Source organism: Gluconobacter sp. (genome assembly GCF_047722525.1).
In the GTDB taxonomy this organism is placed as follows: domain Bacteria; phylum Pseudomonadota; class Alphaproteobacteria; order Acetobacterales; family Acetobacteraceae; genus Gluconobacter.
In genome coordinates this window covers 23,846-50,374 of sequence record NZ_JBDNYY010000014.1, presented here as the reverse complement: position 1 = coordinate 50,374, position 26,529 = coordinate 23,846, and the positions used below count along the sequence as shown (strand labels likewise).

Here is a 26,529-nt window from a genome sequence, read left to right as displayed (position 1 = left end):
CATTTGGGGGGGTTTGCGTGGTTTTGTGGGGTTGGGTCCGGGGCAGGGGCAGGGGTAGACAGGGCAGCGGCCCGGGAAACGCGGTGGCGGGCACTGTTGGGATCAGGAGCGGACTGCGCCTGTGCAGTCTCGACAGTGACGGCCAGTGCGGAAACGGAAAAGAGCCCCATCAGGACAGACCGCAGGTGTTCGGAACGGATTCGGGGAGAAGTCCGGGCGAAGGAAGCGAGTACAGTCATGAAGCGGGGATGGCCTTTTCAATGGGGTTGAGGAAACGGGAAACGGGCGGTCGTCCAGATCTCCGGAAGACGGTGAAGCCTTAGGAGAAACCACGGATATCGATATGCATTTCGTACGCGCAGACGGACCCGCAGCGCCAGTATCGAACGAAATGGATCGAACGAGAAGGTGCGCCAGGGCTTGGAAGTACTGAACGCATTGCGCCGGAAGATGTTCCTCCGACATGGCTCTAGGAGAGGATTTGCCAAAGCCGGTAAGTCCTGTAGCGTAAAAATCAGAGATTTTCTCATTTTTTTCATTACAGGAGATTGCCAGATGTCCCTTCGCTCCCTGTTGGTTCCCGGTTTCCTTGGCGTTTCGCTCGCCGCGGCAACTTTCACCGGACTGATTACCACCGGGCAGGCGCTTGCTGCCATCCCGGCGCCTACTGTTCCGCTAAAGTTGATGACGGTGGCCGTTCAGGGCAATCATCAGGTTCCGACGGCGGATATCCTGCAGGCTTTCGGTTATCATGCCGGTGAGACCGTCACGCGCAATGATCTGGCCGAAGCACAGAAGCGGGTGGGGGCCCTTTATTCGTCGCGGAATGTCGGGGCGAGTCTGGGGGAGCAGATGAAGATTGCCGGCAAGGGTGTTTCCGTCAAACTGATCCTTGAGGAACAGGCTGCGGCTGCTCCGGCCCAGCCAGTCGCTCTGGTGCTGGACAAGGTGGAGTTCCACGGAAACAGAAAGGTCTCGACCGCTGATCTGGAAGCGGCGACGAAGCTCCGCGCGGGTGGCCCTGTCTCGAACGAACTGCTTTCTGCTGACCAGCAGGCCATTCAGGCTCTGTACAAGGACAAGAAGGTGGGCGGTTCGATCCAGCCGCAGGCAACCTATCCCAACCATGACCAGCATGTGCTGCTGGTCTGGGAGATCCACGAGGAGGATAAGTCAGCGAACTGAAGGCACGCCCGCCATTGCCCGTAGCATCGCTCAGTCCAGCAAGTCCGGATCGAGCGGCTGCGGCGTGAGGACGGAGGGCAGATAGAGCGGATGCTCGGGGCGTCCGCTCTTGCTCAGGCGCAGGGCCGTAACCCTGATGCCGTGATGAGCAAGCATCCGGGCGACTTCGGTTCCGCGTGCGCGCAGTCCTCTGGCCTGTGGGGATCCATAAGCCAGCACGACCAGATCGGCCTGCCGGGCCATGCCCAGCAGATGGGCATCGTTTTCCGGACCGACGGGATCAGCAACCTCAAGGAGACGTTTCTGGTCCGTGCAGCGATAGGCGAAGCTGTTGCCGACGAACATGCCGCCGTAGCCCCAGGCGCGTGCATAGCGCTGGCATTTGGCGACTGTCCGGTCGTCGCCGAACTCGGTTGCCACGGAGGGATTCATCATCAGCCACATAATCATGGGGCGGCTGTCGTCCCAGACACGGCGCAGGGTGTAACGGTAACAGTCCTGCGGGCCGCCATAGATCGCGGTGCTGATGATGTCTTCAGCCAGCTTCAGGGGACGTGAATCGCCGACATGATGCTGTCCGAACAGGTCCGGACCTGCGGAGTGGGAACGTGTGCTCACGGGGTCTGCTTCAGGGCTTTCACTGCCGCAAGCGCACGTGCGACATGCTCGTCGGGAGACATTGAGGCATAGCTCATGGCGATATGGCCGTCCTTCGCGATGACGTAGGAAGTACGGCTGGCCATGTGAAGCAGGGGCATCTTGGCGGCATAGCTGCGGGTGATCTTGCCGGACGGATCAGCAGCAACGGCAAAGGTGCTGCGGCATTCGCTGACCGAGAAGCGGTCCAGCTTGTCGATCGGGTCCATGGAAACGCCGATGACGGTTGCGCCCTGGGCCTTGAACTCCGGAATCGCATCCGCAAATTCGTGGGCTTCGATCGTGCAGCCCTTGGTGAAGGCTGCCGGGTAGAAATAGAGGACGACAGGGCCGGTCTTGAGGGCATCGGCCAGATGGTAGGTGAACTCGTGTCCTCCGAGGCTGGCAGGCGCGGAGAAATCCGGGGCATGGGTTCCGGTTTCAAGAGCGGCATGCGCCGGAGAGAGCGTCAGGGCGCCGGAGAGGGCGACAGCACAGAAAGCGGTCGTTGCAGGAAAGCGGCGCATCGGGGTCTTGTATCCCTGTCAGAACAGCGGGCCCAACAGAGAGGCCCGACAAACGGATCAATATGCGCCGGGAGGAACCACGACGCAGGGGGAACCGTGCGACAGACGGCGGCACGCTGCAACCGCATTTTCATGCGTCAGGCCGGTCAGGCGGGCGCGATAGAGATGCGAACGGCCTCCCTTGACGCTTTCCACCTGCGGTTTTGCCGATGCCACCACGATGCCCCCCTTGCTGTGGGCGGCAGAGGTCGCGACGTTTGCCTGGCGGGCATTGGCGAAAGCGCCGACCTGAATGGCCCAGTTTCCTGTTGTCGCTGTGATTCGGGACGGGGTGGATGTCGCCGGAAGGGACATGTGATACTGCGGCCGGCCTGCAGGCATGACGGCCATGATCGGCTGGGGCTGCAGATGATGCCCGATCGGGATTTGCTGAGCCGTCACGCGGTTATCCGCAACCTCGTCGGCCGGAACGGATGTCTGCCGTACGGGAGGGCGGACGGGCGTCGGCGTATAGCCCCGCGCCGCCCAGGCTGCGCTGATGCTTGTCGGCGCGTCGGTGCCGGTTGCGGAGGCGATCTGGATAGGAGTGGTCTGGGTCGTCGACGGCGGTGTCTCGGTGTCTGAATTGTCCGACGAGGCTTCCGCTGCTTCCCGATGGTTCCAGGCCGCGCTGACAGCCTGTCGTTCGGAAGGCGAGGTAACCGGGGTCACGTCTGCGGATGCTGTGTTCTGGGCCAGCATGACCTGGGAGTTGGGATCGTGCTGGGCGACGAGAAGGTCAGCGGCCGAGCGGTTGTGCGGTGTAATGCCAGCGATATGGGGACCGATGGCCGCTACATAGCGGCGTGTTTCGCGGGGCAGCGCGCGTCCGCGACGGAGATAGCGGTCGAGGCTGCCGGGGCCATCGTTATAGGCTGCAAGGAAACCCGGTGAGCCGTAGATGTCGTACATCTGGCGCAGATAGGCCGTGCCAGCGAGGATGTTGTCGTGCGGATCGTAAGGGTCTTCACCCAGGCCGTACTGCTGGCGCATGTCGTCATAGGTCGGAGGCATGAGCTGAAGAAGGCCCATGGCGCCCGGAACCGATGTGATGAAATTGCCGTTATGATCGAACAGGTGTCCGCCGGATTCCTGCTGCATGACGGCCCGGATCCAGGCTTCGGGCACATCGAAGCGGCTGGAGGCTTCCTGAATGTAAGGCCCCCAGGGATCGCTGGGTGGGCCGGGAGGGGCGTAATAGGATTTCGCGTGGGCGCGGTAGTTGGCCGCTTCCTGTGACACCGGGAGTTCCGAAGAGGAGCCCATATCGGCATTGCCACCCGCGCAGGCGGCAAGCAGTCCAACCATACCGAGCGCAGCACCCGCACGGATGAAAGACAGCGTGCGGGGGATGGTCCGGGACGGAAAGACGGGTCTGGGCATCGGGTCTGGGCACCTGAGGAAAACTTGTCTCAATGAATCAAGCATACACGGGGATTACGGCGAAACTAGGAAAAAGGGTTCCGGAAGACAGATTTTCTGACGGAGAATTGTGCATATCAGGCAGTGTAGCGAAGATTCATTTCCCGAATATGAACTTCACGGTTACGCCTTCTTGCCGGAGTAGGGGGGATCGGGTAGGCGAACGATATGAGTATACCTTCTCCAGCTTCAGATGCCCTGCGGGACGAAGCGCCGCGCAGGCATACCAGTCGTGACAGTCCCCGCGGCAGTCCCGCTGCCAGGGCCTGGGCTGACTGGAAGGAAACGCGACGTCTGTGGCGGCTTGGAGTCAGGCTGGGATGGCTCGATATCCGTCTTCGGTATCGGGGATCCGCGCTGGGGCCGTTCTGGCTGACCATCACGTCCGCCCTGATGGTGGCCTCCATGGGTGTGCTCTACAGCAGGCTGTTCCATATGCAGCTTGCGACCTATCTGCCATTTCTGTCGCTGTCGCTTACGCTCTGGAGCGTCGGGCTTTCGAGCCTGATCCAGGAATCCTGTTCCTGTTTCCTTGATGCCGAGGCCATGGTGCGATCCGTCCAGCTACCGCTTCTGCTGTATGCGGTCCGGGTCGTGGTGCGCAATGCGATCGTGTTTGCCCATAATATCGTCGTGCCGCTCGGCGTGTTTGTCATCTATCATCTGTGGCCGGGGATAAATGCCATTCTGGCGATTCCGGCGCTTCTGCTCTGGGCGCTCGACGGGTTTGCCGCCTGCATGCTGTTCGGATCGCTCTGCGCCCGTTTCAGGGATGTGACGCCGATCGTGGCGGCGCTGTTGCAGATCGTGTTTTATGTGACACCCATCATCTGGATGCCGGAGCAGCTTGGAGCGAAGGCGTCCTTCCTGCTGTACAATCCATTCTATCCCCTGCTGGAAATCGTGCGCGAGCCTCTGCTGGGGCATGTGCCTGCCTTGCACATATGGGGAATTGCTCTGGCAACCAGCGCAGTATTCTGGGCGATTGCCGTACGGTCATTTATCCGGACGCGGGCGCGTCTAGTTTTCTGGATCTGACATCATGGCCCATATCCATCTTGAAGATCTTTCCCTGTCTTTCCCCGTCCTTCATGGCAGTTCCCGCTCTCTGAAAAAGACGCTTCTGGCGCGGGCCAAGAGCACCGTCGCCGCGAAGACAGGGGCCGTGGGCGGCAGAATGCGGATCAGTGGCGATACCTCCCAGGTCGTGGAAGTTCAGGCCCTCTCCAATGTCAGCTGCACGATTTCGGAAGGAGAAAGGGTCGGTCTGGTCGGGCATAACGGCGCTGGAAAATCGACATTGCTGCGTGTCCTGGCCGGTATTTATGAAACGGGTGAAGGAACGCTGGACATCGAGGGCGACACCCATGCCCTCATTGACCCGAACGCGGGTATGAACAGTGAACTGACAGGGCGGGAAAACATCCAGCTTTTTGCCTGCCGGATGGGAATGGGCCGGGCTGCGACGCAGGAACTGGAAAAGGATGTGGAGGCGTTCTCTGATCTGGGAGCGTTCTTCGATCTTCCGGTACGGCTTTATTCTTCGGGCATGTCCGTCCGGCTGGGGTTTGCGCTGGCAACGGTGCCGCGTCCGCGGATTCTGCTGATGGACGAATGGTTCATGGCGGGGGACCAGAAGTTTCAGGACAAGGCCAAGGCACGGCTGGAAGGTATGGTGGATGCCGCGGAAATTCTGATCGTGACATCCCATGCCCTGTCGGTCCTGCGGCAGTGGTGCACACGCATCATCTGGATGGAAAGCGGGGAAATCCGGATGGATGGTCCGACTGAGGACGTTCTGGATGCCTATGAGGCGGCAGTGGCGGTCATTCCGGTCTAGCCGGACAGCTTTCGGCTGGCGGAGTTGGTATCGAGGCGGGGGTGGAGTAGGCTCGCTACCGGTTTTTACATTCAGGGAGACAGTTCATGTCTTATGCCGCCATTGATGCCGCGCGTGTCGCCAAAGCGTCGGAGTCTGCCCTGCAGACCTTGTCGACCGTGAAGGAAACGTCCGAAGCGCATCAGCGCAAGACGATCATGATCGAACGCATCCATGCCCTTGCCAAGGCTGCCGCCGAGACGAAGGACTGCAACGCCATTACGCTGACCTCAGAAGAGTTCTGGCTGATTTCCAAAAACTGGTGATGCAGCGGGGCGGTGGAGCGTCTGCTTTGCCGTCCTTCAGCCGTTATAGGAGGCCAGTTCGATCAGATTGCCATCCGGGTCGCGGCAATAGACGGATGTAATCGGGCCAAGGGCACCCAGACGGGCAACGGGCCCCTCCACGATTTCCACCCCGCATTTTTCCAGATGCCGGATGATGTGTTCGCTGGCGATGGCTGTCGTGAAGCACAGATCCGAAGTTCCGGGAGCCGCATCGCCGGCCGTGTCCCAGCCTTCCGAGCCTTCGGGGCGCAGATTGATCTTCTGGCCGCCAAAGCTGAGGGCCACACGATTGTTGCGGCCGTATTCCTCGATATCCATGCCCAGAACACGCTGATACCAGGATGCGGACAGGGTCCGGTCCCGGACGGTCAGCACGATATGGTCAAGTCGATCGACGGTAAAGCGCATGGGGATCCCTCATGAGAGCGACATTGCGGTCAGTATAGGCCGGAAAAATCCTGTCTGGCCAATCCGATTTGTGAAATCCCCGAAGAACGGAAATCAGGTCGGGGGACGCTTGCGGAATGCTGCCAGACTGACGACTTCCGCATCTTTCTTCACATCGTCGGACGAGGCCGTTTCGGGCTGGACGTCCGGATGATGGGCCGGATCGATATCGTCGGGTTCCACGGCACCCTCGGGGATCTCGATGTCTTCGTCATCGTCGAGCGACGAGTGGTTGAAGCGCAGGGCCATGCGGATATGGGGGTCGGCAAAGGCCGTAATGGCATTGACAGGGATGCACAGGATGCTGCCAACGCCGCCAAAGGACAGACCTACAGAGATCACGTTCTTCTCACGGTCCAGCGCCAGATCCCAGAACTGGTGCTGCAGGACGATGGTCATCTCTTCCGGGTACTGCGCGCGCAGACGGGCAGGGATGATCACATCCGGACGGTTCGTGCGGAATGTCAGATAGAAATGATGGGCGCCCGGCAGACCTTCCGCCGCGACATGCTCGATCGCACGGAGCATGACTTCGCGGTAGGCGTCTTCCACCCAGTCATCATAGGGGAGAAGGCTCTCGGGAAGGTCGTGCTCGAAGCCGTCCTGGCCGTTGTGATCGTCGTCGCTCATGGTCGCAAGCCTGATGTTTCGGTCAACTTGCTCAAGGGATGCGACAGACGGGCGCATATGGCAAGCCGTCTTTGCAGAATGTCGGGGACATGATGAGGTGGGAGGGCTTCTGTTGCCCGGTGCCCTCCCGAACCGCGCTTATCGCTTATGCAGCGACAGCGAGCACCTCTGAGTTATCGTTGGCACTTGTAAGTTTAGCCCGATGACGGTGGTACAATGCCGGGCAAAAGATAAGTCTTTACCATGCGTGTCGAGCCTGTTTCGTCCCCACAGACCCCTTTTACGAGGGGTTGGTCTTGGTGGAGACGCCGGGCACTGCCCCCGGGTCCACAACACTTATTTCACTTACCGTTTATCGCCATAGCCGGGGACGAACCCCTTGCACTGCTGAACATAGGAGCGCCCATGCGGGACCGCAAGGGAAAAGGCGGTCGTGAAAAAAATTAAGCCTCCGGAATCGTGTCAATCCGATTCATTCGGATGACGGCGGGCGAAAGCGCATGCTAAAGCCGCCGCCATGGCACTGACATCCGAACAGCGCGCCGAGATCGAAGCGCAGCGTAGCGAACCCCAACTTACGTCCCGTCCGACCGTGGCGGCGATGGAAAACCTGCTTTTCACGCCTTTCGAGGTGCTGGATCATGGATTCCTGCGGGTTGTCGACTATATGGGCGACGATGGTGCGGTCGTGCAGGCGGCCCGGGTGTCTTATGGGCGCGGGACGAAGAAGGTGTCCGAGGATGCGGGGCTGATTCGCTATCTGATGCGTCACCGTCATTCGACGCCGTTCGAGATGTGTGAAATCAAGTTTCATGTGAAGCTGCCCGTCTTCGTGGCGCGTCAGTGGATCCGTCATCGCATGGCGAGCGTGAATGAGTATTCGGCGCGCTATTCCATTCTGGATCGGGAATTCTATCTGCCGGCGCTGGATCAGGTTGCTGCCCAGAGCAGTTCGAACCGGCAGGGACGGAGCGAGGCGCTTGATCCTGAAACGGCGCATCAGGTTCTGAAGATCCTGCGTCGCGATGCCAGCCAGTGCTACGACGACTACGAAAGCCTCCTGAATCCGGAAGGAACAGGTCTGGCGCGTGAACTAGCTCGGATGAACCTGACGCTGAACACCTATACCCAGTGGTACTGGAAGATCGATCTGCACAATCTGATGCACTTCCTTGCCCTGCGCGCTGATCCGCATGCGCAATACGAAATCCGCGTCTATGCAGAAAAGATGATTGAAATCCTCAAGGCCTGGGTCCCGGCGACTGCGGCCGCTTTCGAGGAATATCGGCTCGGTGCCTTCACGCTTTCAGCCGGAATGCTGAAGGTGGTGCGCCGGCGACTGGTGGGCGAAACCGTCACGCAGGAAAATTCCGGACTGACCAAACGTGAGTGGTCGGAGATGGCGGCGGTTCTGGATGGCGCATCCTGACTCCGGCCCCGGACCGGCCGGAAACGACCTTGAGCGTCTGATGCTTGAGGCGCGTGAAGCGCAGTCTGCCAATCCTGTTGAAGATATACCTGAAAAGGCGCCCAGTCTTCTGGTATGGGCTGGAATAGCCGTGGGACTTGTTCTGACGTCTATTGCCATTCATTTTTTATGGCCTGCTTCATAGAATATTCAATTTTGCAAACAGCAGGTAAAGGCAGGAATCTTTTCCTGTGTTTACTTGTGTGGGCTTTGTGAGAGATTCGGACCGAATGGGTGTGAATTTCGTCACAACGATCGCGGGTTTTTTTACGAACAGAGTTATCCACAAGGCTGAGGCCTCTGTTTAGAGCCCTCCGATTCGTGTTCTTGTTCGCGTATTTTCGGGTAAGTTATTGATTAAATTATGTAATTTAAATTCTCACCTTTGCGGCTGAACGGGATTTCAGTGGAAGGCTGTCAAGGAAATTTTTGGAATACCCACATTCCACCGCTCGCATATGCAATACTTGTGCATTATTCATTTCAGGTGGCGGATCCCTCTTTCAGAGGAGGGGTGAGCGGAAGATTTCGCCTGCAAGTCGCGGTTTGAACGGCATTTTCCGGCTCATATCGGAGACGAGCAGACATATCCGTCGGCGGGCGCTGCAATTTCTTGCTCGCCCATAATACGACTGCGCTTTGAGAGAATCTGGTGCCGGGTGAGGGATTTGAACCCCCGGCCTTCGGTTTACAAAACCGCTGCACTACCACTGTGCTAACCCGGCATCAGCAGTGCGGCTTTTTCCATGGCTGGGCCTGTCAGGTCAAGCGTCGGAAAACGATTCTCTGTTTCTGGTCGGGATTTTAGTGGGGAATGGGCGTGATCAGGTCAGCAGGGGGAGGAAGGTGCTGCGAATCCTGTGTGAAGCCGTAGCCGTCCTGAGAGAGGCCGCGATGCGTGACGGTCTGGGAGCAGGCCGTCAGCGTCAGGCAGGCACCGATGAGAAGAATACGGATCATGACGGCTCTTTCGGACTGTGTTCGGATGACAGGGCGCGGGCGACGGCCTGTGCGAGCCTCGTATAGGCGTGTGCGGCTTCGCTGCCGGGCGCGGAAAGGATGATCGGGGTTCCTTCATCGCCACTTGCGCGGATGTCGGCCAGGAGCGGGATTTCCGCCAGGAACGGAACACCCATCTTTTCCGCTTCCGCTTTGGCGCCACCATGTCCGAACAGTTCCGTACGGTGGTTGCAGTTCGGGCAGCAGAAATAGGACATGTTCTCCACGACGCCGAGGATCGGGGTTTTCATCCGCTCGAACATGGCCACGCCCCTGCGGGCATCCAGCAGCGCGATATCCTGCGGCGTGGATACGATGACCGCTCCCCCCGCCGCGAGCTTTGGTCCGAGCTTCTGGGCCAGCGTCAACTGGGCGTCTCCGGTGCCTGGCGGCATGTCGATCACGAGAACGTCGAGTTCGCCCCATTCAACTTCGCCCAGAAACTGCGTCAGTGCTCCCATGACCATGGGACCACGCCAGATCATGGCCTGGTTTTCATCCACCAGATAACCGATGGACATGCTTTTCAGGCCCCAGGCTTCGATCGGCAGGATCGTGCCATCCACGACTTCAGGACGGGTGTTCCGCCCCAGCATCCGGGGCAGGGAGGGCCCGTAGATATCGGCGTCCAGCAGGCCGGTTTTCAGTCCCTGCCGCGCGAGACCGACCGCAAGATTGACGGCCGTGGTGGACTTGCCGACGCCTCCCTTGCCTGACGCAACGGCAATGACGGCCCTGACACCGGGCAGCAGCGTGTCAGGGGCATGTCTGCTGGCGGCATTGCGGGGTTTTTTGTCTCCCAGATTGAAAGGACGGTGGCCTCCGCCCTGCGCAGGCGCATTGGCCGCAGCCGGCGTGGCGGGACGGTGAGATGTAAAGGACAGGGTCGCGCCTGTGATGCCCGGCAGACTTGCAATGGCGGCCTCGACGCGTGCCCGCAGCGGCTCTACGCGCGAGGCATTGTCGCGCGATGTGGCCAGTGAGACATGCGCATGACCATTCTGCACCGACACGCTCTCCAGAGACGCGAAAGACAGGACGTTCGAGCCCTGAGCATCCTGTTCGGATTTCAGGATGTCGGTGATGTGCGTTTCTGCACTGGAGGACGTTTCGGTGGGGCCAGGCGGCATGTCGTTCGGGGGCGTGGTGTCAGTCATGCCGGGCTCTCATCAGGGGAAATATCATGTCGGAAAGGACTCTGACCCTAGCATGGTCGGGTCGAAAACGCATCCTGAACGGCGGGATGGTGACGAAGGGCCACGTTCTGCGTTAGCGTGCGGGTATGAAAAACCTGTTCGTCCGTTCCAGCGCCCGTCGTATGGCCTGTCTTGCTGTTTCCGGTCTGGCTGTCTCCCTTGCCGGGGGATGGGGTGTGAGTGCCGTTCCGGCCTTTGCACAGAATGTACCGCCTGTTTCGAGCCAGCCGTCTTCGGTGCCGACACCGACCCCACGTTCCGTGCCGTCGAGTTTTGCGGATCTGGCGAACAGGCTGCTGCCGTCGGTGGTCAATGTTTCGACCTCCGCCGTGCTCAAGCCTGCGAAGACTGATGACAAAGGCCCCGATTCCAGCGATCCTGACGGTCCGCAGGTGCCGCCGTTCCAGCCGGGATCGCCACTGGAGAAGTTTTTCCACGATTATCTGAAGCACAAGCCCGCGCCGAACCATCCGCCACGGCGTCAGCAGGCGCTGGGCTCGGGTTTCATTATTGATGCTTCGGGCATCATCGTGACGAATAATCATGTGATCGAAGGGGCGGATCAGGTCAGCGTCACATTGCAGGACGGGACTGAGATGCCGGCACGGATCGTGGGGCGGGACAGTCAGGTCGATCTGGCCGTGCTGGAGGTCAAGCCGAAGCACCCGCTTCCGACGGTGCCACTCGGACGAAGCGACAGGGCGCAGATCGGAGACTGGGTTCTGGCGATCGGCAATCCGTTCGGGCTGAACGGAACGGTGACGGCGGGCATCATTTCCTCGCGCGGACGAAACGTCGAGCACGGTCTGTATGACGATTACATCCAGACGGATGCCGCCATCAATCGCGGCAATTCTGGTGGGCCGCTGTTCAACCTGTCCGGTGAAGTCATCGGCATCAACACGCTGATCTATGGCGGGGCGGGCGGCGATTCTATTGGCATCGGCTTTGCCATTCCAGCCGATGACGCGCGCGGGATCATCGACCAGCTCCGCCGTACGGGTCACGTCTCCCGTGGCTGGATGGGGCTGAAGTTCCAGGATGTGACGAACGACATTGCCGAGACGCTCGATTTTCACAAACCGGATGGCTCCAATGGCAAGGGCACGCTGATCTCGGAAATCGATCCGAAAGGCCCGGCTGCGAAGGCCGGGCTTGAGGTCGGTGACATCATTACGCGTGTGGGCGATCATGACGTCACCGGTCAGACCATGCCGCGGATCATCGCCTCCATTCTGCCGGGTGCGCAGGCGCAGTTGACGGTCTGGCACAAGGGTGCGCTCAAGACGCTGCCGATTACACTGGGCCAGTCGCCTACACCGCCGGATATGCCGCCATCGGATACGCATCAGCCTGAACATCGTCACGCCGCTCTGGGTGAGCTTGGGGTAACGGTCAGTTCGATCGATGCGGATGCACGCACGCAGTATGCGCTGTCGGACGATCAGCGCGGAGTTCTGGTATCGCGGGTCGAGACCGGAAGTCCTGCCGCATCCCGCGGGATTGCAGAAGGGAATGTCATCACGCAGGTTGGGCAGGACCAGATCAACACGCCGGACGATTTCGCAAAGGCCGTACAGCGCCTGCATGATCGTAAAAAGACGGAAGTGCTGCTGCTGGTTCAGGACGATGACGGTTTGCGCTGGGTGCCTGTGCCTTTCCTTGGGAACTGACGTCGTTTCCCTGCGCTGAAACCTGCCATGAGCGTTCTGACACGTCTGAGCCGGAAATGGCTGTCCGTGCCGCCCCGCAACAGCAACTGGCGCGAAGTGATGCGCCCTGCGACGCGCCAGACCATCCGCGTTCTGGTATCGGTCGTGGTGGCTTGGATCGTGGGTTCGCTCATGCATCTGCAGGAGACGATCTGGGCCTTGGTGACCGCCCTGATTGTCACGCAGTCCAGCATCAGCCAGACCATGACGACAGCGCGTGACCAGATCAGCGGCACACTGATCGGTGCGCTGGCGGGTGTCTGCGCGGTGGTGCTGGAAATCACGACGGGGCTGCGCTGGGTTCCATTCTGGCTGATGCTGGCGCCGCTGGTTTTCCTGACGGCCATCCAGCCGACGCTGCGTTTTGCCTGCATCACGCTGATGATCGTGTATCTTTTCCCCAGTCAGGGCAGTCCGTTCCTGCCCATGATCACGCGGCTTCTGGCCATTGTGGTGGGCGTGGTGGTCTCGATCGTGGTGTCGTTTTTCATCCTGCACAGTAGCGCGCGCAAACAGGCCTTCCATACGGCTGGACGTCTGCTGCGGCGCATGGATCAACTTCTCAAGAGTGCGCTCGATCAGAACACGGGGTGGACGGCGATCGAGCGTCAGAACGACGACTGTGTGGCTCTTCTGACGGAACTGGAAGATGCCGTGACCGAGGCCCGGCGCGAACGGCTGAAGGAACTGGAGAAGCGTGATCCGGTTCTGGCGGCCCTGCCACGGTTGATGCGGCGTCTGCTGAACGACACGATGCTGGTGGCGCGCGCCATTGCGACGGGGCGGGCGGCAGGGAATACGGGACTGTTGCCGCTGTACAAGGGGCTGAGCCATGCGCTCCGGGCCCTGGCGCATAGTTGTGAGGAGCAACTGCTCACGAAGCGCAACCGGCATGAACAGCAATCCGAAGACGAGGAAATCCTGGATCTCCTGCCGCGTCTGGAAGAGCAGACCCGGCCGGAAATGCGCTTTGTGATGTCCCTGTTCCGCGAAGACCTCGAGCGGGCCGTAGGGGTGGTCATGCGGGAAGATGCCAGCGCCGTGGAAGGGCTCTGAAGCGTCTTTTCAGGGCGCGTCTGTCGGTCAGGAAGGCCGGGAGCTGTTGAAACCGTCATTCGGCTTTTACGTTGTTCCGGGGCTATGATGGCACATGCCCGGCCTTATCGGTCCCCGACAGCGACCGGTCCGAAACCACGGAGAATTCCATGATTACGCGCGAAACCCTCAAGTCTCTTCCTGCCAGTGTCCAGGCCCCTCCCTATGACATCGACGGGATCAGGCCGGGAATTGTGCATTTCGGTGTGGGCAACTTCTTCCGGGCGCACGAAGCATTTTATGTCGAGCAGATCCTTGAGCATGCGCCTGACTGGGCGATCGTGGGTGTCGGCCTGACCGGCAGCGACCGCTCGAAGAAAAAGGCCGAGGAATTCAAGAAGCAGGACTGCCTGTATTCCCTGACCGAGACGGCTCCCTCCGGCAAGAGCACGGTACGCGTGGTGGGCGCGCTGCGCGATTACCTGCTGGCCCCGGCCGATCCGGAAGCCGTGCTGAAACATCTGGTCGATCCGGCGATCCGCATCGTCTCCATGACGATCACGGAAGGTGGCTACAACATCAACGAGACGACCGGTGCGTTCGATCTGGAGAATGCGGCGGTGAAGGCCGACCTTCAGAAGCCCGGAAAACCGTCCACCGTTTTCGGTTACGTCGTTGAGGCGCTCCGCCGCCGGCGGGAAGCAGGTGGCAAGGCCTTTACGGTCATGTCCTGTGACAACCTGCGTCATAACGGCAATGTCGCCCGCAAGGCTTTTCTGGGCTATGCGAAGGCGCGGGATCCGGAACTGGCAAAGTGGATCGAAGAGAACGCGACGTTCCCGAACGGGATGGTCGATCGCATCACCCCGACTGTTTCTTCAGAGATCGCCAGGAAGCTGAACGCGGCCAGCGGACTGGATGACGACCTGCCGCTGGTGGCCGAGGATTTTCACCAGTGGGTATTGGAAGACCAGTTTGCCGATGGTCGTCCGCCGCTGGAAAAAGCGGGCGTACAGCTTGTCGATGACGTGACGGACTGGGAACACGTCAAGATCCGGATGCTCAATGCCGGTCACATCACGCTCTGTTTTCCCGGGATCCTTGTCGGCTACGAGAACGTGGATGAGGCCATCGAGGACAGCGAGCTGCTCGGCAATCTGAAGAACTATCTCAACAAGGACGTTATCCCGACCCTGAAGGCGCCGCCGGGCATGACGCTTGAGGGCTACCGGGACAGCGTCATCAGCCGCTTTTCCAACAAGGCCATGTCCGATCAGACGCTGCGGATCGCGAGCGATGGCTGCTCCAAGGTTCAGGTTTTCTGGACGGAGACCGTGCGCCGGGCCATTGAAGGCAAGCGCGATCTCTCGCGGATTGCGTTCGGGATTGCGTCCTATCTCGAAATGCTCTGTGGTCGCGATGAGAAGGGCGGGACGTATGAATCGTCCGAGCCGACTTATGGCGAAGCCGAGTGGAAGCTGGCCAAGGCTGACGATTTCGAAAGTTCTCTGAAGCTCCCGGCGTTCGACGGATGGCGCGATCTGGACACATCGGAACTGGACCAGAAGGTCATCGCGCTCCGTAAGGTGATCCGCGAAAAAGGAGTGAAGGCCGCCCTACCGGCCTGATCCTCTTTCCCGAAGGAGATAAAAAAACCGCGCCCCTCACGGAGCGCGGTTTTTTTATCTGGGGGGATTTTTTGAGGTCAGATCTGTCCCATCAGGACAAGGATCACGACGATCACCACGATCAGGCCAAGGCCACCGGAAGGGTAGTAGCCCCATTTTGAACTGTACGGCCAGGACGGCAGCGCACCGATCAGCAGGAGGATCAGGATTACAAGAAGGATCAGTCCCATGGCACGTCTCTCTTGCCGGTTGAGACTGGTTTACGCTTCAGGATGACAGAAAGTTTCCACAGGATTGCGGAAGGTCAAAGCTGCCTGTCGCGCTTGATCCGGTCCCAGGCTGCATTGATGCGGGCGACCCGGTCCTGCGCGCGCTTACGCTCGACCTCTGTCATGGGTTTCTGCGCGAGAACGTCCGGATGGTGCTCACGGATCAGGGTGCGCCAGCGCACGCGGATTTCGGTATCGGTCGCGGTGCGCGTGATGCCAAGAATGCGGTAGGCATCGGGTTCGCTGGTACTGGCGGCGCGGCTGTTCCCGCTTTCCGCCCGGTCCCACGCGCCCGGTGGCAGACCGAAGGCGCGGTGCACGCGCTGCAGGAAGTCGATTTCCTTCGGGTGCAGTTCGCGGGTTGGGCCAGCATCAGCGCGGGCAATGCGGAACAGCGCCGTCATGAGATTTTCAAGGGGAGCCGTGTTGTCGGCATAGGCCTTGCCCATTTCGCGGGCATACATCTCAAAATCGTCCGTCCGGTCGCGGGCGCGATCGAACAGCATGCCAACTTCCTTGACGTTATCAGGTGGGAACTGGAAGCAGGTCTTGAAAGCGTTGATTTCGTACCGGTTCACCGGGCCGTCGATCTTGGCCATCTTGGCGCACAGGGCGACGAGTCCGATGGCGTAAAGCTGATCGCGCTTACCAAGGGCCGCGGCGATCTTGGCGGCGCCGAAAAAGGCCGCACTGTTGGGATCGGGTCGGCCGCGTGCGGGGAAACGCTCGCTCCAGCCGCCTGTGGACGGGTTGAGAAGTGAACCGTTATCGGCGGCATGCCCCAGAGCCGCGCCCATCAGTGCTCCGAAAGGACCACCAACCGCGAAGCCCGCGACACCACCGAACATCTTGCCCCAGATAGCCATGACCTCAATCTAGCACGCTCGCCAACCGCGGCAAATGACAGATCGCATTGGCACACCTGCTGAGGGGAGAATCATCCTGTTCTGCGTGTGGTATGGGTATCGGATTACGAACTGATGGCCGTCTCATGCTTTTGTAGCAGAGGCTCTTCAGATGGTTTCATGACGGATATTTTCATGCCCCCCCAGTCCACACTCGCTTCTTCCCCGTCCCGCTCCGACGATGAACTGATGGACCTGCTGATCCAGCGCCTGCCCGAGCGGTTGCAGAAAGCATTGAACTGGCTGCGGGAGCCGGACCGGAAGTGGGTGCGGATTCCAGCGGGGGTCCTGTTCATGCTGGGCGGTGTCCTGTCGATCCTGCCGGTTCTTGGGTTATGGATGTTGCCGATCGGCGTGATGCTGCTCTCGCAGGACATTCCGGTCTTTCGCCGGTTGCAGGGTTATGTTCTGCGCTGGATCGAGCGGAAACATCCGGACTGGCTGGGGCTGCAAGCTACTGGCGCGGGGAATTAGTCCGGGGCTTTGACGCTTTTCTGAAGATGCGTCAGGGCCGCGACCCGCAGGGCCGAGGCCAGCGGGCGTTCCGGGTCCCGTGTCGCATCCAGAGACGCGACCAGCGAGGCGAAGCTCTGCTGGCGTGCTAGCGCGATCCCGTCCAGCACCGCCCAGAACTCGGGTTCCAGCGCAACCGACGTGCGGTGACCTGACAGCGACAGGCTGCGTTTGACGAGATCACTCATGCAGATTGCTCCTCAAGGCGCGTTAAGGCCCATTGTGCTGTTTCCGAAATATCCGGGTCAGGGTCTGTCAGCAATTCCCGTGCGCAGGAGGCGAGCGCCTGATCGCCGGAATTGCCGATGGCGATCAGCACGTTGCGCACGAACCGGTTGCGACCGATCCGCTTGATCGGTGAGCCGGAAAAGACCTTCCGGAACGTCGCATCGTCCAGCCGGACCAGTTCGTCGAGTTTCGGGGCAATCAGTTCCGGACGGGGCTGGAGCTTGATGTGACGCGCCGCTTCGGCAAAGCGGTTCCAGGGACAGACGGCTAGACAGTCATCGCAGCCATAGATGTGATTGCCGATTTTCGGACGCAGTTCATGCGGAATCGGGCCTTTATGCTCGATCGTCAGATACGAGATGCAGCGCCTTGCATCCATTTTCCCGGGTGCCGTGAACGCATCTGTCGGGCAGGCGGTCAGACAGCGCGTGCAGGAACCACAACTCCCACCCGTGGGCTCGGACGGTGTCAGCTCCAGTGTGGTGTAGATTTCGCCCAGCAGCAGCCATGAGCCGTGGTCTCGTGAGACGAGGCAGGTGTGCTTTCCCGTCCACCCGAGGCGCGCTTTTTCCGCGAGTGCGCGCTCGGAGACGGGGGCTGTATCGACAAAGACCTTCACCTGAGTTTCCGCACCACCCAGTTTTACGACGAACTGCGCCAGATGCTTGAGCATGCCCTTGATGACATCGTGATAATCGCGGTTGCGGGCATAGACGGAAATATTGCCGCAGTCGGGGTCTCTGGTCGGCCCTTCGGCTGGAGCATAGGACAGGCCCAGCGAAATCACGCTCTGGACTTCGGGCCAAAGGGCCTTCGGATGGGCGCGCTCGTCGATCCGCGTTTCCATCCACTCCATGGTTCCATGATGGCCCTGCGCGACGAACTCCCGCAGACCCTGTGCCACTTCAGGTCCGAGTTCGGCTTTGCAGAACCCGACCGCATCGAAGCCGAGATGGCGGGCGTGGTCCGCAATCCGGTTTTCGAGCCCTGTGTCAGGTCGTGGGGAAACGGACATGGGAGGGACAGTCCTCTCCGGTGAATGGACGGCTGCGGGGGTGCGTTATGCCACCGGGCGGCCGACCCGGCCAGCTTTTCCAGTGATCGGACAGGGCATCTGCGGACAGGGTTTGTCACGATCTGAAAATGGCTTGCCACGTCCGAAACGGACCGGCATCGTCAGCCCATGCGATATTCTTTCTTCCGTATTCTCCCGGCCGCTTTTCTGGGAATGACTTCTGCTCTGGCGATGATCCCTGACGCGCGGGCCGAAGCGCCGTCTGCTGCGCAGGTTTACGACCATGTTCGGAACGATCCGGTCCGGCTGAACATGTTTCTCAGGACCTTTCCCAAAGGTGCGGATCTGCACAACCATCTGGTCGGGGCCATCTACGCCGAAAACATGCTGGACTGGGCGGCCAGAGACAATCTGTGTGTGTCCTTGAAGGAAAAACGCATCCTCGATCATGCCTGCACGCATCCGGGAGACGGGGAAGTTCCTGCCACCGAACTGTCGCATCACGCAGACTCGGAAAACGCTCTGATCGATGCGCTGTCCATGCGTGCTTTCGTACCCTCTCCCGGGGATGCTTCCGGACACGACCATTTCTTCGCGGCTTTCGCCCGTTTCAATGCAATCGCGGCCGCGCATGAAGGGGATATGCTGGCCGAGGCACAGGATCGTGCGGCCCGTGACCATGTGACCTATCTGGAACTGATGATCTCGCCCGGCATCGGCGCGATGATCGGGGCCGGATTTCATCATCCGCTGAAGGGCGATGACCTGCCCGCCGCGCATCAGGCGCTTGCACCGGAGATCCCGGCGCTGGTGCAGAAAGCCCGCGCCGAGACGGACCAGATGGAGGCTCAGGCACGGGGCGTCCTGAAATGCGGCACCGCGGAGGCCCATCCGGGATGTGCAGTGACGGTGCGCTACCTGTTCCAGACCCTGCGTACGCTCCCCGCGCCGGCTGTCTATGCGCAGCTCGACGCCGGTTATGCGACCGTGAAGGCTGATCGGCGCTTTGTGGGACTGAACATTGTCGCGCCCGAAGACGATCTGACGGCCATGGGTGATTATGACCTGCACATGCGGATGTTCCATTTCCTGAATGGCGTTTATCCGGGCGTGAAACTGAGCCTGCATGCCGGTGAACTCACGACCGGTCTGGTTCCGACGGAAGGGCTGCGGCACCATATCCGTGCGGCCGTCGAAGTGGCGGGAGCCAGCCGGATCGGACATGGCGTGGATGTGGCGCTTGAAGATGATCCTGCATCCCTTCTGGCCGAAATGGCAAAGCGTCATGTGATGGTGGAAATCAACCTGACCAGTAATGACGAGATCCTTGGCGTCAAAGGTGCGGCCCATCCATTCCCGCTCTATCGCCGGGCCGGCGTGCCGATGGCACTGTCTACGGATGACGAGGGCGTCTCACGTGGTGACCTGACGCAGGAATATGTTCGCGCGGCCCAGACCTATGACCTGTCCTATGCCGATCTGAAAACCCTGTCCCGCACCGGGCTGGAATATGCTTTCGTGCCGGGCGAAAGCCTTTGGGCCGATCATCATCCGGGGCAGTTCGTGTCCGCCTGTCGGACGCTGCCCGTCGTATCTGCTTCCTGCACAACTTTCCTAAAATCCAGCGAGAAGGCCCGTCTGCAATGGGCACTCGAACAACGGTTCGGCACGTTTGAAGCCACTGTCATACATGAGGGACTTTACCAGTGAAATCTGTCTCAACCGTTTTCGGGACTGCGCTCCTGTCCCTCTGCACCTTTGGTTCGGCAATGGCCCATGCGCCGATTCCCGTACGTGTCGTTGTCGTCACCACCTTCGAGATTGGCAAGGACACGGGCGACACGGCGGGTGAATACCAGAACTGGATCGAAAAACTGCCGTTACAGAAGACGATCCCCGCCCCAGGCACCGATCATGACGTGATGCACTACAATCCGGACCTGCATGTTCTGGGCATCGCGAGTGGCGAGGGGCCGGAGCATATGGCCTCCGCTATCACGGCGCTCGCACTCGATCCGCGGTTCGATCTGCGCCATGCGTATTTCGTGCTGGCCGGGATTGGCGGGATTGATCCGAATTTCGGCACCATCGGTTCGGCCGTCTGGGCGCCGCGCGTCATCAATGGGGGCCTGTCCCATCTGGTGGATCCGCGCGAAATCCCTGCGTCATGGCCGGATGGGTTCACGCCCGTTCAGGGCAGCACACCGGATGAAAAGCCCCGTCCTCCGCTCCATTCCGGTATGGGAGACATGGAATATACGCTCGATCCGGCGCTTGTGCAGTGGGCCTATGGCCTGACGAAGGACATCGCGCTGCCGGACAATGACGGCCTGAAGGCGTCCCGCCTGCGTTACACCGGTTTTGCTGCGGCCCAGAAGTCGCCTTCCGTGCAGCTTGGTGACACGATCTCGGGCGAAACCTTCTGGGTTGGCGCGAAAATGAACCAGTGGGCCGAGCGCTGGGTGAAATACTGGACGGATGGACAGGGTGTCATGGCCACGACGGCGGAAGAAGACGTCGCGTTCTGTCAGGCTCTGGCGCTTCAGGGAAAAGCCGGACGCGTTGATCCGAAGCGTGCGTTGATCCTGCGGACGGCCAGTAATTTCGATATGCAGCCACCGGGCACGACGGCTGCGCAGCTTCTGTCGGACGAAGCCCATGAGACCGGCTTTTCCGGGTTTCAGGCTTCGGTCGATGCCGCCTATACGGTAGGGAGCATGGTCGTGAAGGAACTGGCGACGCACTGGGACCGGTACGAAAAGACGATGCCGACAGCCCGGTAAATACGATGGCGTTCAGTCATGGTCAGGGTCGATTTTCCTGACTTCATGAACACCATCGATCGCGCCGAGCCCCGTGATGAGATGGGAGACAGGACGTCTGCCATGCACCAGCATGGTCAGCGTGACGAGGCGCGGGCACGGAGAAGTGGGGGTGGTGCCTTCGCGGTCTGCCTCGTCGAGAAGCTGTTCGGGGATCGGGGACTGCTCTTCGAGGCGCACCCCGTCGATGGCGAAGCGCAACTCCGTGCAACTCACCAGAATGGTTCGGAGCAGTCCCCGGCTGTCTTCGTAGGAAATCGTCAGTTCCGTGGACTGCTCGCCCGGTCTCGGAAGTTTCTTCAGCAGTTCGGGGAACAGGACCATCACGATGAAATGGGCGATCGTCGTGGCAATGGCGAGAATGGGCAGGCCCGCTCCGCAGGCCATGCCAAGGGCTGCGGTGAACCAGATGGAAGCAGCCGTTGTCAGTCCCTTGACGGCATCCCGGCGCATGAAGATCACGCCGCCCCCGATGAAGCCGATTCCCGAGACGATCTGTGCCGCCACGCGGGATGGATCGAGTACGATCCGACCGGCATCAATGACATCCATGAAGCCGTATTTGGAAATCAGCATGAACAGGGCGGCAGAGACACCCACCAGGGTATGTGTCCGCAGACCGGCACTTTTCTGGCGGATTTCGCGTTCCATCCCCACCAGGGATGACAGGATGAAGGCCAGGACGAGCTCTTCAAGCTGAAGCCGTCCTTCGCCCACCAGACCCTGCGCTGTCAGCGTGATGATGTTCTGCATGTCACTCCTGCCTTTTCTCCCGTGTTAACGCAGGGAAGGGCAGGAGCGTTGTGCGGGTTCGGTTCAGCGCTGGGGGATGTGATCTCGGTAGCGGTTCCAGTGGGTGGTGAGTTCACGCACCACCGGCTCTCCGGCCCGTTCGTTGTTGTCGTAAGCGACAGCCTGTCCCGGCCCTTCATCGCCCATGGAAGCCGTAACCGAAACGCCGGGCGGTGGCATGTCGAAATTGCTGCCTGAGCGCAGGACCATGATCCGCTCCGGATCGACATAACCCAGCCGGGCCAGCATTCGCATGTCGTACTGGTAGTGCTGGCTTTCCTCATTGGTCATGACGAAGCGCCCCTGACCCCTAGTCCACATCGTGACCCAGTTTTCGGCCCAGCGGTTGCGTTCCGCGCCGTGCCAGTAGCGTTCCGTGCCCAGCGTCTCGCCCATCAGAACCATCGGTGGCTTCTGGGCCTGCGGATATCCGTGCCATGCTTTCCGCCGTTCAGCGATGACCGGATCATCCGCCAGCGTCACGTTCTGGCTCAGGGCAAACGCCCAGCGCGCCAGCCCGCGATTGAGCGGATAGGCCTTGGTCAACTGCGCCACATCCGTCACCGAACCATAATGGTTCGGATTGTCGGGCAGGGTGTCCGGGCGGCTCGCGCCGATCGCGTAGAGTCCGTAAGGCCAGCCTTTCGGAATGGTCCGGTCGTCGATCTCCCGCAGGGCATCCGCGTCCACGACCCATTGTGCCCAGGCGACGCTGCCGACCGATGCCATGTTCGGATTGACGCCGGAAATGCCGGTAAACAGCCAGTAGGTGTGGTGCAGGTCAAAGCGCGGGTCGAGCGCCAGTGCGTGCAGGTCCATATCGCCATGTCGCAGGACGATGCCATACACGCCCTCCGCATTGTGGCGGAGCTGGTCCGGCACGCCGCGGATGGGGACGGTTTCGTCCAGATGCAGCCGCTCCACCCAGTCCTGATATTCGCCGGGCGCGTCTCCGGTGTCGTGTCCGACTTCAAAATTCGCCACGACCAGAACGCGGATTTCTTCCGGCGCGGCGAGGGCCGTTCCGGTTGCGAGAGCGGTGCTCAGAATAAAAGCGGAGACGATGTGGCGCATGGAAGGATCTTTCTGGGATGATGCAGGGCTCTGCCCTGCACCCGGAAGGGGTCTTGCCCCCTTCACCCCACTTCATGAATCGGGATCAAAGGGACCGCGTCCCTTTGTGGGGGCTGGGGCAAAGCCCCAGTTTACAGGGCCAGATCCGGCATAGGCCATTCGTCTTCGGTCCAGTCGCCCTTGGCCCAGTCTTCGCGCAGTTTCGTGGCCAACGCATTAAGGGTGCCGTCCACAATGGCGGCACGGATCTGTCGCATGAGGCGCTGGTAATAGGCCAGATTGTGCCAGGTCAGCAGCATCGGGCCGAGCATTTCGTTGGCGCGGAAAAGATGGTGCAGATAGGCGCGGCTGTAACGCCCGGCGACCGGTGTGTCGTCATGGGGCGTCAGCGGGCGGGTGTCGTCGGCGAAACGGGCGTTGCGCAGGTTGATCGTGCCGCGCTCGGTATAGGCGCGGGCGGTCCGGCCAGCACGAGAGGGCATCACGCAGTCGAACATGTCCACGCCGCGCATGACCGCACCCAGAAGGTCGTCCGGCGTGCCGACGCCCATAAGGTACCGTGCCTTATCCTGCGGCAGCATCGGTGTGGTGAAGTCCAGCGTCGAGAACATCAGTTCCTGACCTTCGCCCACGGCCAGCCCGCCGATCGCATAGCCTTCAAAGCCGATATCGGTCAGGGCCTTGATGGAGTATTCGCGTAAGTCCCGCTCGGTCCCACCCTGCACGATGCCGAACTGTCCATACCCTTCGCGTGCCACGAAAGCCTCGCGGGAACGGGCGGCCCAGCGCATGGACATTTCCATGGATTTCCGCAGCACTTCCGGCGTGGCGGGGAGGGCGGGGCATTCGTCGAACGCCATGGTTATGGTGGCATCGAGCTTGAACTGGATGTCGGTCGAGATTTCCGGTGTCAGGCGGTGCTTGCTGCCGTCGATATGCGAGCGGAACGTCACGCCGTCTTCGTCGAGCTTGCGCAGCGCACCAAGCGACATGACCTGAAATCCGCCGGAATCGGTCAGGATCGGGCCGGGCCAGTCCATCATTCTGTGCAGGCCGCCCAGCTTCTGCACGCGGTCCGCCGTGGGGCGCAGCATCAGATGATAGGTGTTGCCCAGAACGATACCCGCGCCTGTGGAGCGCACGGCGTCCATCGTCATGCCCTTGACCGTGCCGACGGTTCCGACCGGCATGAAGGTCGGGGTCGGGACCGTACCGTGGCGGGTGTGCAGATGGCCGGCGCGTGCCATGCCGCAGCTTGCTTCGGGCACCCAGGTCATTTTGGTGGCGTGATCGGTTTTATGATCGCTCATGGCGCGCGCTCCAGCAGGCAGGCATCGCCATACGAATAGAACCGCAATCCGTTGGCGATGGCGTAGGCATAGGCCTCACGCATGGTCTCGGTGCCGCTGAACGCGCAGACGAGCATGAACAGCGTCGAACGCGGCAGATGGAAGTTCGTCATCAGCACGTCCACTGCCTTGAAGCGGTATCCGGGCTTGATGAAAATGGAGGTCTCGCCGCGCCATGGGGCCACGGTGCCATCCTCGCGGGCCGCGCTTTCCAGCAGGCGCAGGGACGTGGTGCCAACGGCGACGATCCGGCCGCCACGCGCACGGGTCTCGTTGATGGCGGCCGCAGTTTCCGCATCGATCTCGCCCCATTCCGCGTGCATTTTGTGCTCGGCGATGGTGGAGCGGACGGGCAGGAACGTGCCGGCACCGACATGGAGCGTCAGCGTTCGGCGCTGGATCCCCTTTGCGTCCAGCGCGGCAAGCACTTCAGGCGTGAAATGCAGGCCGGCCGTGGGGGCTGCCACGGCGCCGCGATACTGCGAGAAAATAGTGCGGTAATCCGCATCGTCCTGCTTCGTCGGGCCGAAGGGGCGCTCGATATAAGGGGGCAGGGCCAGCGCTCCGACCCGTTCGAGAAACGCATCGAAGTCGTCTCCCTCGACCGAGAAGCGGATGCTGACCGCGCCGTCGCCTTCGTTTTCGACAACGGTGGCCGTGACCGGATCATCGCCGAAATGCAGGATGTCCTGCGGCTTCAGCTTGCGCGAATTGCGTGCCAGGGCATGCCAGCTTCCGTCTGCCAGAATGCGGTCGAGCGTCAGGCCGATCTTCGCCTCGCCGCGTGTGGCTGCAAGCTGGGCGCGGATGACGGCCGTATTGTTGGCAATCAGCAGATCCCCTTCACGCAGGAAATCCGGCAACTCGCGGATCACATGGGGATCGGGGGCCAGACCGGGCTGGACATGCAACAGCGTTGCACTGTCGCGCGGGCGGGCAGGTTCTGTCGCGATATGGTCGCGGGGGAGTTCGAAATCGAACGGGGCGAGATCATCCGTCATGGGGACGTTCTCTAGCAGGTTCGGGTCACATGAAAACGCCTTTTCGGGGCGATCATGACGGCTCGGGAAAATGCTGTGCCCTGATGGCGGGTTCGGGAGGAGAAGGATGGGCAGCGCCTGACGTCACCGGCTGCCCGCGGTGCTGGATCAGGCGGAGACGCTGAGCAGGTGGCTCGTGTCGCTGCTGGAACCGGAGTTCGAGGAGCCGCCGGAGGTCGTCTCGGAAATGATGTTGCCCTGGGCATCTTCGACGATGGTGGTCGTGGAGCCATCGGCGTTCAGCTTGGTCGTGGTCGTTTCCTGCGTCGAGGACGTGCCGCTGGACGACGAGGACGAACTGGAAGAGGACGCACTGCCTGAGCTGTAAAGGCTGCTCATGGCGGAAGAGCCGATGGAAGAAATGCCTGTCATGACGAAAAGACTCCGTATGGTGGGTACGGCCTTATTCTCGGTTCTGAAAGTTAACAAAGGATAAGGAGACCTGTAACCGAGTGATACGGATTGTATTCACTCGCAGTCGAAGTGTCTGTTACATTTGTATCGCCAAGAAGCACTCCATTCACAATGGATGCCTGTGCTTCGGGTGAAGTTTCATTTCATCCCGGGAAGTTTCTTCGCTTCCTGCCAGAGTGCTTCCATCGTCGGCAGATCCTGCTCGGCCATCGTTTGTCCTTTCGCGGCCAGCATGGCTTCCATGGCTTCGAAGCGGCGTGTGAACTTGGCATTGCTGCGACGCAGGGCAGCTTCGGGGTCGATATCCAGCTTGCGGGCCAGACTTGCGACCGTGAACAGGACATCGCCGAGTTCGTCCTCGATGCGGTCATGGTCTCCGCCAATTTCGGCCTTCAGTTCGTCGATTTCTTCATGGACCTTGTCGAGAATACCGGTGGCGGCGTCCCAGTCGAAGCCGACGCGGGCGGCGCGGCGCGTCAGTTTGGCGGCGCGCATGAGAGCGGGCAGGGGCAGGGCGACACCGGCCAGCGTGCCATACTCGGCCCTGCGCTGGCGCTCGGCGTCCTTTTCGCGTTCCCACGCATCGTCATCGGGGGCAGCGTTCCCGAACACATGAGGATGACGGCGCACGAGTTTGTCGGCAATCGTTCCCGCGACCGTTTCAAAGTCGAACTGTCCGGCCTCCTGCGCCATCTGGGCCTGAAAGACGACCTGAAGCAGCAGGTCACCAAGTTCGTCCGGAATGGCATTGCGGTCGTCACGGGCAATGGCGTCCATGACCTCGTAGGCTTCCTCGATGGCGAACGGGGCAATCGTGGCCGGAGTCTGCGCCACGTCCCAGGGGCAGCCGCTTTCGGGATCCCGCAGGCGCTTCATGATGTCCAGCAGGCGGTCGATCTGCCGGGGCTGCGGCTGGAGGGACGGCCGGTCGGACTGCGTCATGGGAAGATCCTGCTGTTGTCGTGCTGAAGGATTCATACCCGTGCTGCTCCCGGGATGAAAGCGCCGGGCATGGTGG

The 26,529-nt window shown here is 60.8% G+C and carries 28 protein-coding genes, 1 tRNA gene, 1 other RNA gene and 1 pseudogene; 11 read left to right on the top strand and 20 right to left on the bottom strand.

Annotated features, from left to right (window positions below; translation table 11 throughout):
• A pseudogene (locus ABF859_RS11980) lies at positions 1 to 239 on the bottom strand (carbohydrate porin); the annotation flags it as partial.
• Positions 240 to 555: 316 nt separating this feature from the next.
• Here ABF859_RS11980 and ABF859_RS11975 point away from each other — a divergent pair.
• Positions 556 to 1,185 carry a POTRA domain-containing protein gene (locus ABF859_RS11975; protein WP_415528009.1) on the top strand — a complete coding sequence of 210 codons (630 nt, stop codon included), beginning with the start codon at positions 556 to 558 and terminating at the stop codon, positions 1,183 to 1,185.
• A 30-nt stretch (positions 1,186 to 1,215) separates the two neighbouring features.
• Here ABF859_RS11975 and ABF859_RS11970 read toward each other — a convergent pair whose 3' ends face one another.
• From ABF859_RS11970 to ABF859_RS11960, 3 genes are read right to left on the bottom strand one after another with little or no spacing between them, the layout of a single operon-like run.
• The gene (locus ABF859_RS11970) at positions 1,216 to 1,803 is read right to left on the bottom strand and encodes a DUF1643 domain-containing protein (RefSeq protein ID WP_415528008.1); all 588 of its coding nucleotides are present in this window, start codon (positions 1,801 to 1,803) and stop codon (positions 1,216 to 1,218) included.
• Entirely contained in the window at positions 1,800 to 2,348 is a 549-nt protein-coding gene (locus tag ABF859_RS11965; protein WP_415528007.1) for a peroxiredoxin, read from the bottom strand. Before ABF859_RS11965 ends, ABF859_RS11970 begins: the two co-directional genes overlap by 4 nt.
• Positions 2,349 to 2,405: 57 nt before the next feature.
• Entirely contained in the window at positions 2,406 to 3,770 is a 1,365-nt protein-coding gene (locus tag ABF859_RS11960; protein WP_415528006.1) for a transglycosylase SLT domain-containing protein, read from the bottom strand.
• Between the two features lie 207 nt (positions 3,771 to 3,977).
• Here ABF859_RS11960 and ABF859_RS11955 point away from each other — a divergent pair, with 207 nt between their 5' ends.
• From ABF859_RS11955 to ABF859_RS11945, 3 genes are all read left to right on the top strand, one after another.
• A complete protein-coding gene (locus tag ABF859_RS11955; protein ID WP_415528005.1) occupies positions 3,978 to 4,847 on the top strand; it encodes an ABC transporter permease in 870 nt (289 codons plus the stop codon).
• A gap of 4 nt (positions 4,848 to 4,851) precedes the next feature.
• Positions 4,852 to 5,649 (top strand): ABC transporter ATP-binding protein, encoded by a 798-nt coding sequence (locus ABF859_RS11950; RefSeq protein ID WP_415528004.1) that lies wholly within the window; start codon positions 4,852 to 4,854, stop codon positions 5,647 to 5,649.
• Between the two features lie 86 nt (positions 5,650 to 5,735).
• Positions 5,736 to 5,954: a hypothetical protein gene (locus ABF859_RS11945; protein WP_011252962.1), complete on the top strand. Its 219-nt coding sequence runs from the start codon at positions 5,736 to 5,738 to the stop codon at positions 5,952 to 5,954.
• 36 nt (positions 5,955 to 5,990) lie between these two features.
• On the opposite strand, the gene ABF859_RS11940 is transcribed toward ABF859_RS11945, so the two are convergent.
• The 3 genes from ABF859_RS11940 to ssrA form a co-directional block, all read right to left on the bottom strand.
• Positions 5,991 to 6,383, bottom strand: coding sequence for a VOC family protein (locus tag ABF859_RS11940; protein ID WP_415528003.1), 393 nt, complete (start codon positions 6,381 to 6,383; stop codon positions 5,991 to 5,993).
• Between the two features lie 93 nt (positions 6,384 to 6,476).
• Positions 6,477 to 7,052 carry an SspB family protein gene (locus tag ABF859_RS11935; protein WP_415528002.1) on the bottom strand — a complete coding sequence of 192 codons (576 nt, stop codon included), beginning with the start codon at positions 7,050 to 7,052 and terminating at the stop codon, positions 6,477 to 6,479.
• A 96-nt stretch (positions 7,053 to 7,148) separates the two neighbouring features.
• Positions 7,149 to 7,475: a transfer-messenger RNA gene (gene ssrA, locus ABF859_RS11930) on the bottom strand.
• A gap of 94 nt (positions 7,476 to 7,569) precedes the next feature.
• Here ssrA and thyX point away from each other — a divergent pair.
• Positions 7,570 to 8,481, top strand: a complete 912-nt coding sequence (gene thyX / locus ABF859_RS11925; protein WP_415528001.1) for an FAD-dependent thymidylate synthase — start codon at positions 7,570 to 7,572, stop codon at positions 8,479 to 8,481.
• A 689-nt stretch (positions 8,482 to 9,170) separates the two neighbouring features.
• Here thyX and ABF859_RS11920 read toward each other — a convergent pair.
• The 3 genes from ABF859_RS11920 to ABF859_RS11910 all read right to left on the bottom strand — a co-directional run bounded on the left by ABF859_RS11920 (position 9,171) and on the right by ABF859_RS11910 (position 10,676).
• Positions 9,171 to 9,245, bottom strand: a tRNA-Thr gene (locus tag ABF859_RS11920).
• 79 nt (positions 9,246 to 9,324) lie between these two features.
• Positions 9,325 to 9,480: a hypothetical protein gene (locus ABF859_RS11915; RefSeq protein WP_415527999.1), complete on the bottom strand. Its 156-nt coding sequence runs from the start codon at positions 9,478 to 9,480 to the stop codon at positions 9,325 to 9,327.
• The gene (locus ABF859_RS11910; RefSeq protein ID WP_415527998.1) at positions 9,477 to 10,676 is read right to left on the bottom strand and encodes a P-loop NTPase; all 1,200 of its coding nucleotides are present in this window, start codon (positions 10,674 to 10,676) and stop codon (positions 9,477 to 9,479) included. Before ABF859_RS11910 ends, ABF859_RS11915 begins: the two co-directional genes overlap by 4 nt.
• Before the next feature lie 125 nt (positions 10,677 to 10,801).
• On the opposite strand from ABF859_RS11910, the gene ABF859_RS11905 reads away from it, so the two are divergent.
• The 3 genes from ABF859_RS11905 to ABF859_RS11895 all read left to right on the top strand — a co-directional run bounded on the left by ABF859_RS11905 (position 10,802) and on the right by ABF859_RS11895 (position 15,090).
• Positions 10,802 to 12,388, top strand: coding sequence for a Do family serine endopeptidase (locus ABF859_RS11905; protein WP_415527996.1), 1,587 nt, complete (start codon positions 10,802 to 10,804; stop codon positions 12,386 to 12,388).
• Positions 12,389 to 12,415: 27 nt separating this feature from the next.
• A complete protein-coding gene (locus ABF859_RS11900; RefSeq protein ID WP_415527995.1) occupies positions 12,416 to 13,483 on the top strand; it encodes an FUSC family protein in 1,068 nt (355 codons plus the stop codon).
• Between the two features lie 149 nt (positions 13,484 to 13,632).
• Entirely contained in the window at positions 13,633 to 15,090 is a 1,458-nt protein-coding gene (locus ABF859_RS11895; protein WP_415527994.1) for a mannitol dehydrogenase family protein, read from the top strand.
• Between the two features lie 77 nt (positions 15,091 to 15,167).
• On the opposite strand, the gene ABF859_RS11890 is transcribed toward ABF859_RS11895, so the two are convergent.
• Together ABF859_RS11890 and ABF859_RS11885 are read right to left on the bottom strand one after the other, a co-directional pair.
• Positions 15,168 to 15,320: a DUF3309 family protein gene (locus ABF859_RS11890; protein ID WP_080504750.1), complete on the bottom strand. Its 153-nt coding sequence runs from the start codon at positions 15,318 to 15,320 to the stop codon at positions 15,168 to 15,170.
• A gap of 74 nt (positions 15,321 to 15,394) precedes the next feature.
• On the bottom strand, positions 15,395 to 16,225 hold the full coding sequence (locus ABF859_RS11885; RefSeq protein WP_415527993.1) for a TerB family tellurite resistance protein: 831 nt from the start codon (positions 16,223 to 16,225) through the stop codon (positions 15,395 to 15,397).
• A 174-nt stretch (positions 16,226 to 16,399) separates the two neighbouring features.
• Here ABF859_RS11885 and ABF859_RS11880 point away from each other — a divergent pair, with 174 nt between their 5' ends.
• Positions 16,400 to 16,738 carry a hypothetical protein gene (locus ABF859_RS11880; RefSeq protein WP_415527992.1) on the top strand — a complete coding sequence of 113 codons (339 nt, stop codon included), beginning with the start codon at positions 16,400 to 16,402 and terminating at the stop codon, positions 16,736 to 16,738.
• Here the strand turns inward: ABF859_RS11880 and ABF859_RS11875 are convergent.
• Together ABF859_RS11875 and queG are read right to left on the bottom strand one after the other, a co-directional pair.
• The gene (locus tag ABF859_RS11875; protein ID WP_415527991.1) at positions 16,735 to 16,965 is read right to left on the bottom strand and encodes a ribbon-helix-helix domain-containing protein; all 231 of its coding nucleotides are present in this window, start codon (positions 16,963 to 16,965) and stop codon (positions 16,735 to 16,737) included. The genes ABF859_RS11880 and ABF859_RS11875 overlap by 4 nt on opposite strands.
• Positions 16,962 to 18,020, bottom strand: a complete 1,059-nt coding sequence (gene queG / locus ABF859_RS11870; protein WP_415527990.1) for a tRNA epoxyqueuosine(34) reductase QueG — start codon at positions 18,018 to 18,020, stop codon at positions 16,962 to 16,964. The genes ABF859_RS11875 and queG overlap by 4 nt, the downstream gene beginning before the upstream one ends.
• 168 nt (positions 18,021 to 18,188) lie before the next feature.
• On the opposite strand from queG, the gene ABF859_RS11865 reads away from it, so the two are divergent.
• Both ABF859_RS11865 and ABF859_RS11860 read left to right on the top strand, forming a co-directional pair.
• On the top strand, positions 18,189 to 19,730 hold the full coding sequence (locus ABF859_RS11865; protein ID WP_415527989.1) for an adenosine deaminase family protein: 1,542 nt from the start codon (positions 18,189 to 18,191) through the stop codon (positions 19,728 to 19,730).
• Positions 19,727 to 20,803, top strand: coding sequence for a purine nucleoside permease (locus tag ABF859_RS11860; RefSeq protein ID WP_415527988.1), 1,077 nt, complete (start codon positions 19,727 to 19,729; stop codon positions 20,801 to 20,803). Before ABF859_RS11865 ends, ABF859_RS11860 begins: the two co-directional genes overlap by 4 nt.
• Before the next feature lie 12 nt (positions 20,804 to 20,815).
• Here the strand turns inward: ABF859_RS11860 and ABF859_RS11855 are convergent, their stop codons facing one another.
• The 6 genes from ABF859_RS11855 to mazG form a co-directional block, all read right to left on the bottom strand.
• A complete protein-coding gene (locus ABF859_RS11855) occupies positions 20,816 to 21,595 on the bottom strand; it encodes an MgtC/SapB family protein (protein WP_415527987.1) in 780 nt (259 codons plus the stop codon).
• Between the two features lie 63 nt (positions 21,596 to 21,658).
• Positions 21,659 to 22,708, bottom strand: coding sequence for a purine nucleoside permease (locus ABF859_RS11850; RefSeq protein WP_415527986.1), 1,050 nt, complete (start codon positions 22,706 to 22,708; stop codon positions 21,659 to 21,661).
• Between the two features lie 131 nt (positions 22,709 to 22,839).
• Positions 22,840 to 23,985: a tRNA guanosine(34) transglycosylase Tgt gene (tgt, locus tag ABF859_RS11845; protein ID WP_415528012.1), complete on the bottom strand. Its 1,146-nt coding sequence runs from the start codon at positions 23,983 to 23,985 to the stop codon at positions 22,840 to 22,842.
• A gap of 29 nt (positions 23,986 to 24,014) precedes the next feature.
• Positions 24,015 to 25,058, bottom strand: coding sequence for a tRNA preQ1(34) S-adenosylmethionine ribosyltransferase-isomerase QueA (gene queA, locus ABF859_RS11840; protein ID WP_415527985.1), 1,044 nt, complete (start codon positions 25,056 to 25,058; stop codon positions 24,015 to 24,017).
• A gap of 147 nt (positions 25,059 to 25,205) precedes the next feature.
• Positions 25,206 to 25,469 (bottom strand): hypothetical protein, encoded by a 264-nt coding sequence (locus tag ABF859_RS11835; protein WP_415527984.1) that lies wholly within the window; start codon positions 25,467 to 25,469, stop codon positions 25,206 to 25,208.
• 180 nt (positions 25,470 to 25,649) lie between these two features.
• Positions 25,650 to 26,453 (bottom strand): nucleoside triphosphate pyrophosphohydrolase, encoded by an 804-nt coding sequence (gene mazG, locus ABF859_RS11830; protein ID WP_415527983.1) that lies wholly within the window; start codon positions 26,451 to 26,453, stop codon positions 25,650 to 25,652.
• Between the last annotated feature and the right edge of the window lie 76 nt (positions 26,454 to 26,529).

Bases quoted from the DNA above. Each gene is read 5' to 3' on its own strand.
- ABF859_RS11975 (WP_415528009.1), top strand. From the start codon at position 556: ATGTCCCTTCGCTCCCTGTTGGTTCCCGGTTTCCTTGGCGTTTCGCTC.
- ABF859_RS11965 (WP_415528007.1), bottom strand. From the start codon at position 2,348: ATGCGCCGCTTTCCTGCAACGACCGCTTTCTGTGCTGTCGCCCTCTCC.
- ABF859_RS11960 (WP_415528006.1), bottom strand. From the start codon at position 3,770: ATGCCCAGACCCGTCTTTCCGTCCCGGACCATCCCCCGCACGCTGTCT.
- ABF859_RS11955 (WP_415528005.1), top strand. From the start codon at position 3,978: ATGAGTATACCTTCTCCAGCTTCAGATGCCCTGCGGGACGAAGCGCCG.
- ABF859_RS11950 (WP_415528004.1), top strand. From the start codon at position 4,852: ATGGCCCATATCCATCTTGAAGATCTTTCCCTGTCTTTCCCCGTCCTT.
- ABF859_RS11945 (WP_011252962.1), top strand. From the start codon at position 5,736: ATGTCTTATGCCGCCATTGATGCCGCGCGTGTCGCCAAAGCGTCGGAG.
- ABF859_RS11940 (WP_415528003.1), bottom strand. From the start codon at position 6,383: ATGCGCTTTACCGTCGATCGACTTGACCATATCGTGCTGACCGTCCGG.
- ABF859_RS11935 (WP_415528002.1), bottom strand. From the start codon at position 7,052: ATGAGCGACGACGATCACAACGGCCAGGACGGCTTCGAGCACGACCTT.
- thyX (WP_415528001.1), top strand. From the start codon at position 7,570: ATGGCACTGACATCCGAACAGCGCGCCGAGATCGAAGCGCAGCGTAGC.
- ABF859_RS11915 (WP_415527999.1), bottom strand. From the start codon at position 9,480: ATGATCCGTATTCTTCTCATCGGTGCCTGCCTGACGCTGACGGCCTGC.
- ABF859_RS11910 (WP_415527998.1), bottom strand. From the start codon at position 10,676: ATGACTGACACCACGCCCCCGAACGACATGCCGCCTGGCCCCACCGAA.
- ABF859_RS11905 (WP_415527996.1), top strand. From the start codon at position 10,802: ATGAAAAACCTGTTCGTCCGTTCCAGCGCCCGTCGTATGGCCTGTCTT.
- ABF859_RS11900 (WP_415527995.1), top strand. From the start codon at position 12,416: ATGAGCGTTCTGACACGTCTGAGCCGGAAATGGCTGTCCGTGCCGCCC.
- ABF859_RS11895 (WP_415527994.1), top strand. From the start codon at position 13,633: ATGATTACGCGCGAAACCCTCAAGTCTCTTCCTGCCAGTGTCCAGGCC.
- ABF859_RS11890 (WP_080504750.1), bottom strand. From the start codon at position 15,320: ATGGGACTGATCCTTCTTGTAATCCTGATCCTCCTGCTGATCGGTGCG.
- ABF859_RS11885 (WP_415527993.1), bottom strand. From the start codon at position 16,225: ATGGCTATCTGGGGCAAGATGTTCGGTGGTGTCGCGGGCTTCGCGGTT.
- ABF859_RS11880 (WP_415527992.1), top strand. From the start codon at position 16,400: ATGCCCCCCCAGTCCACACTCGCTTCTTCCCCGTCCCGCTCCGACGAT.
- ABF859_RS11875 (WP_415527991.1), bottom strand. From the start codon at position 16,965: ATGAGTGATCTCGTCAAACGCAGCCTGTCGCTGTCAGGTCACCGCACG.
- queG (WP_415527990.1), bottom strand. From the start codon at position 18,020: ATGTCCGTTTCCCCACGACCTGACACAGGGCTCGAAAACCGGATTGCG.
- ABF859_RS11865 (WP_415527989.1), top strand. From the start codon at position 18,189: ATGCGATATTCTTTCTTCCGTATTCTCCCGGCCGCTTTTCTGGGAATG.
- ABF859_RS11855 (WP_415527987.1), bottom strand. From the start codon at position 21,595: ATGCAGAACATCATCACGCTGACAGCGCAGGGTCTGGTGGGCGAAGGA.
- ABF859_RS11850 (WP_415527986.1), bottom strand. From the start codon at position 22,708: ATGCGCCACATCGTCTCCGCTTTTATTCTGAGCACCGCTCTCGCAACC.
- tgt (WP_415528012.1), bottom strand. From the start codon at position 23,985: ATGACCTGGGTGCCCGAAGCAAGCTGCGGCATGGCACGCGCCGGCCAT.
- queA (WP_415527985.1), bottom strand. From the start codon at position 25,058: ATGACGGATGATCTCGCCCCGTTCGATTTCGAACTCCCCCGCGACCAT.
- ABF859_RS11835 (WP_415527984.1), bottom strand. From the start codon at position 25,469: ATGACAGGCATTTCTTCCATCGGCTCTTCCGCCATGAGCAGCCTTTAC.
- mazG (WP_415527983.1), bottom strand. From the start codon at position 26,453: ATGACGCAGTCCGACCGGCCGTCCCTCCAGCCGCAGCCCCGGCAGATC.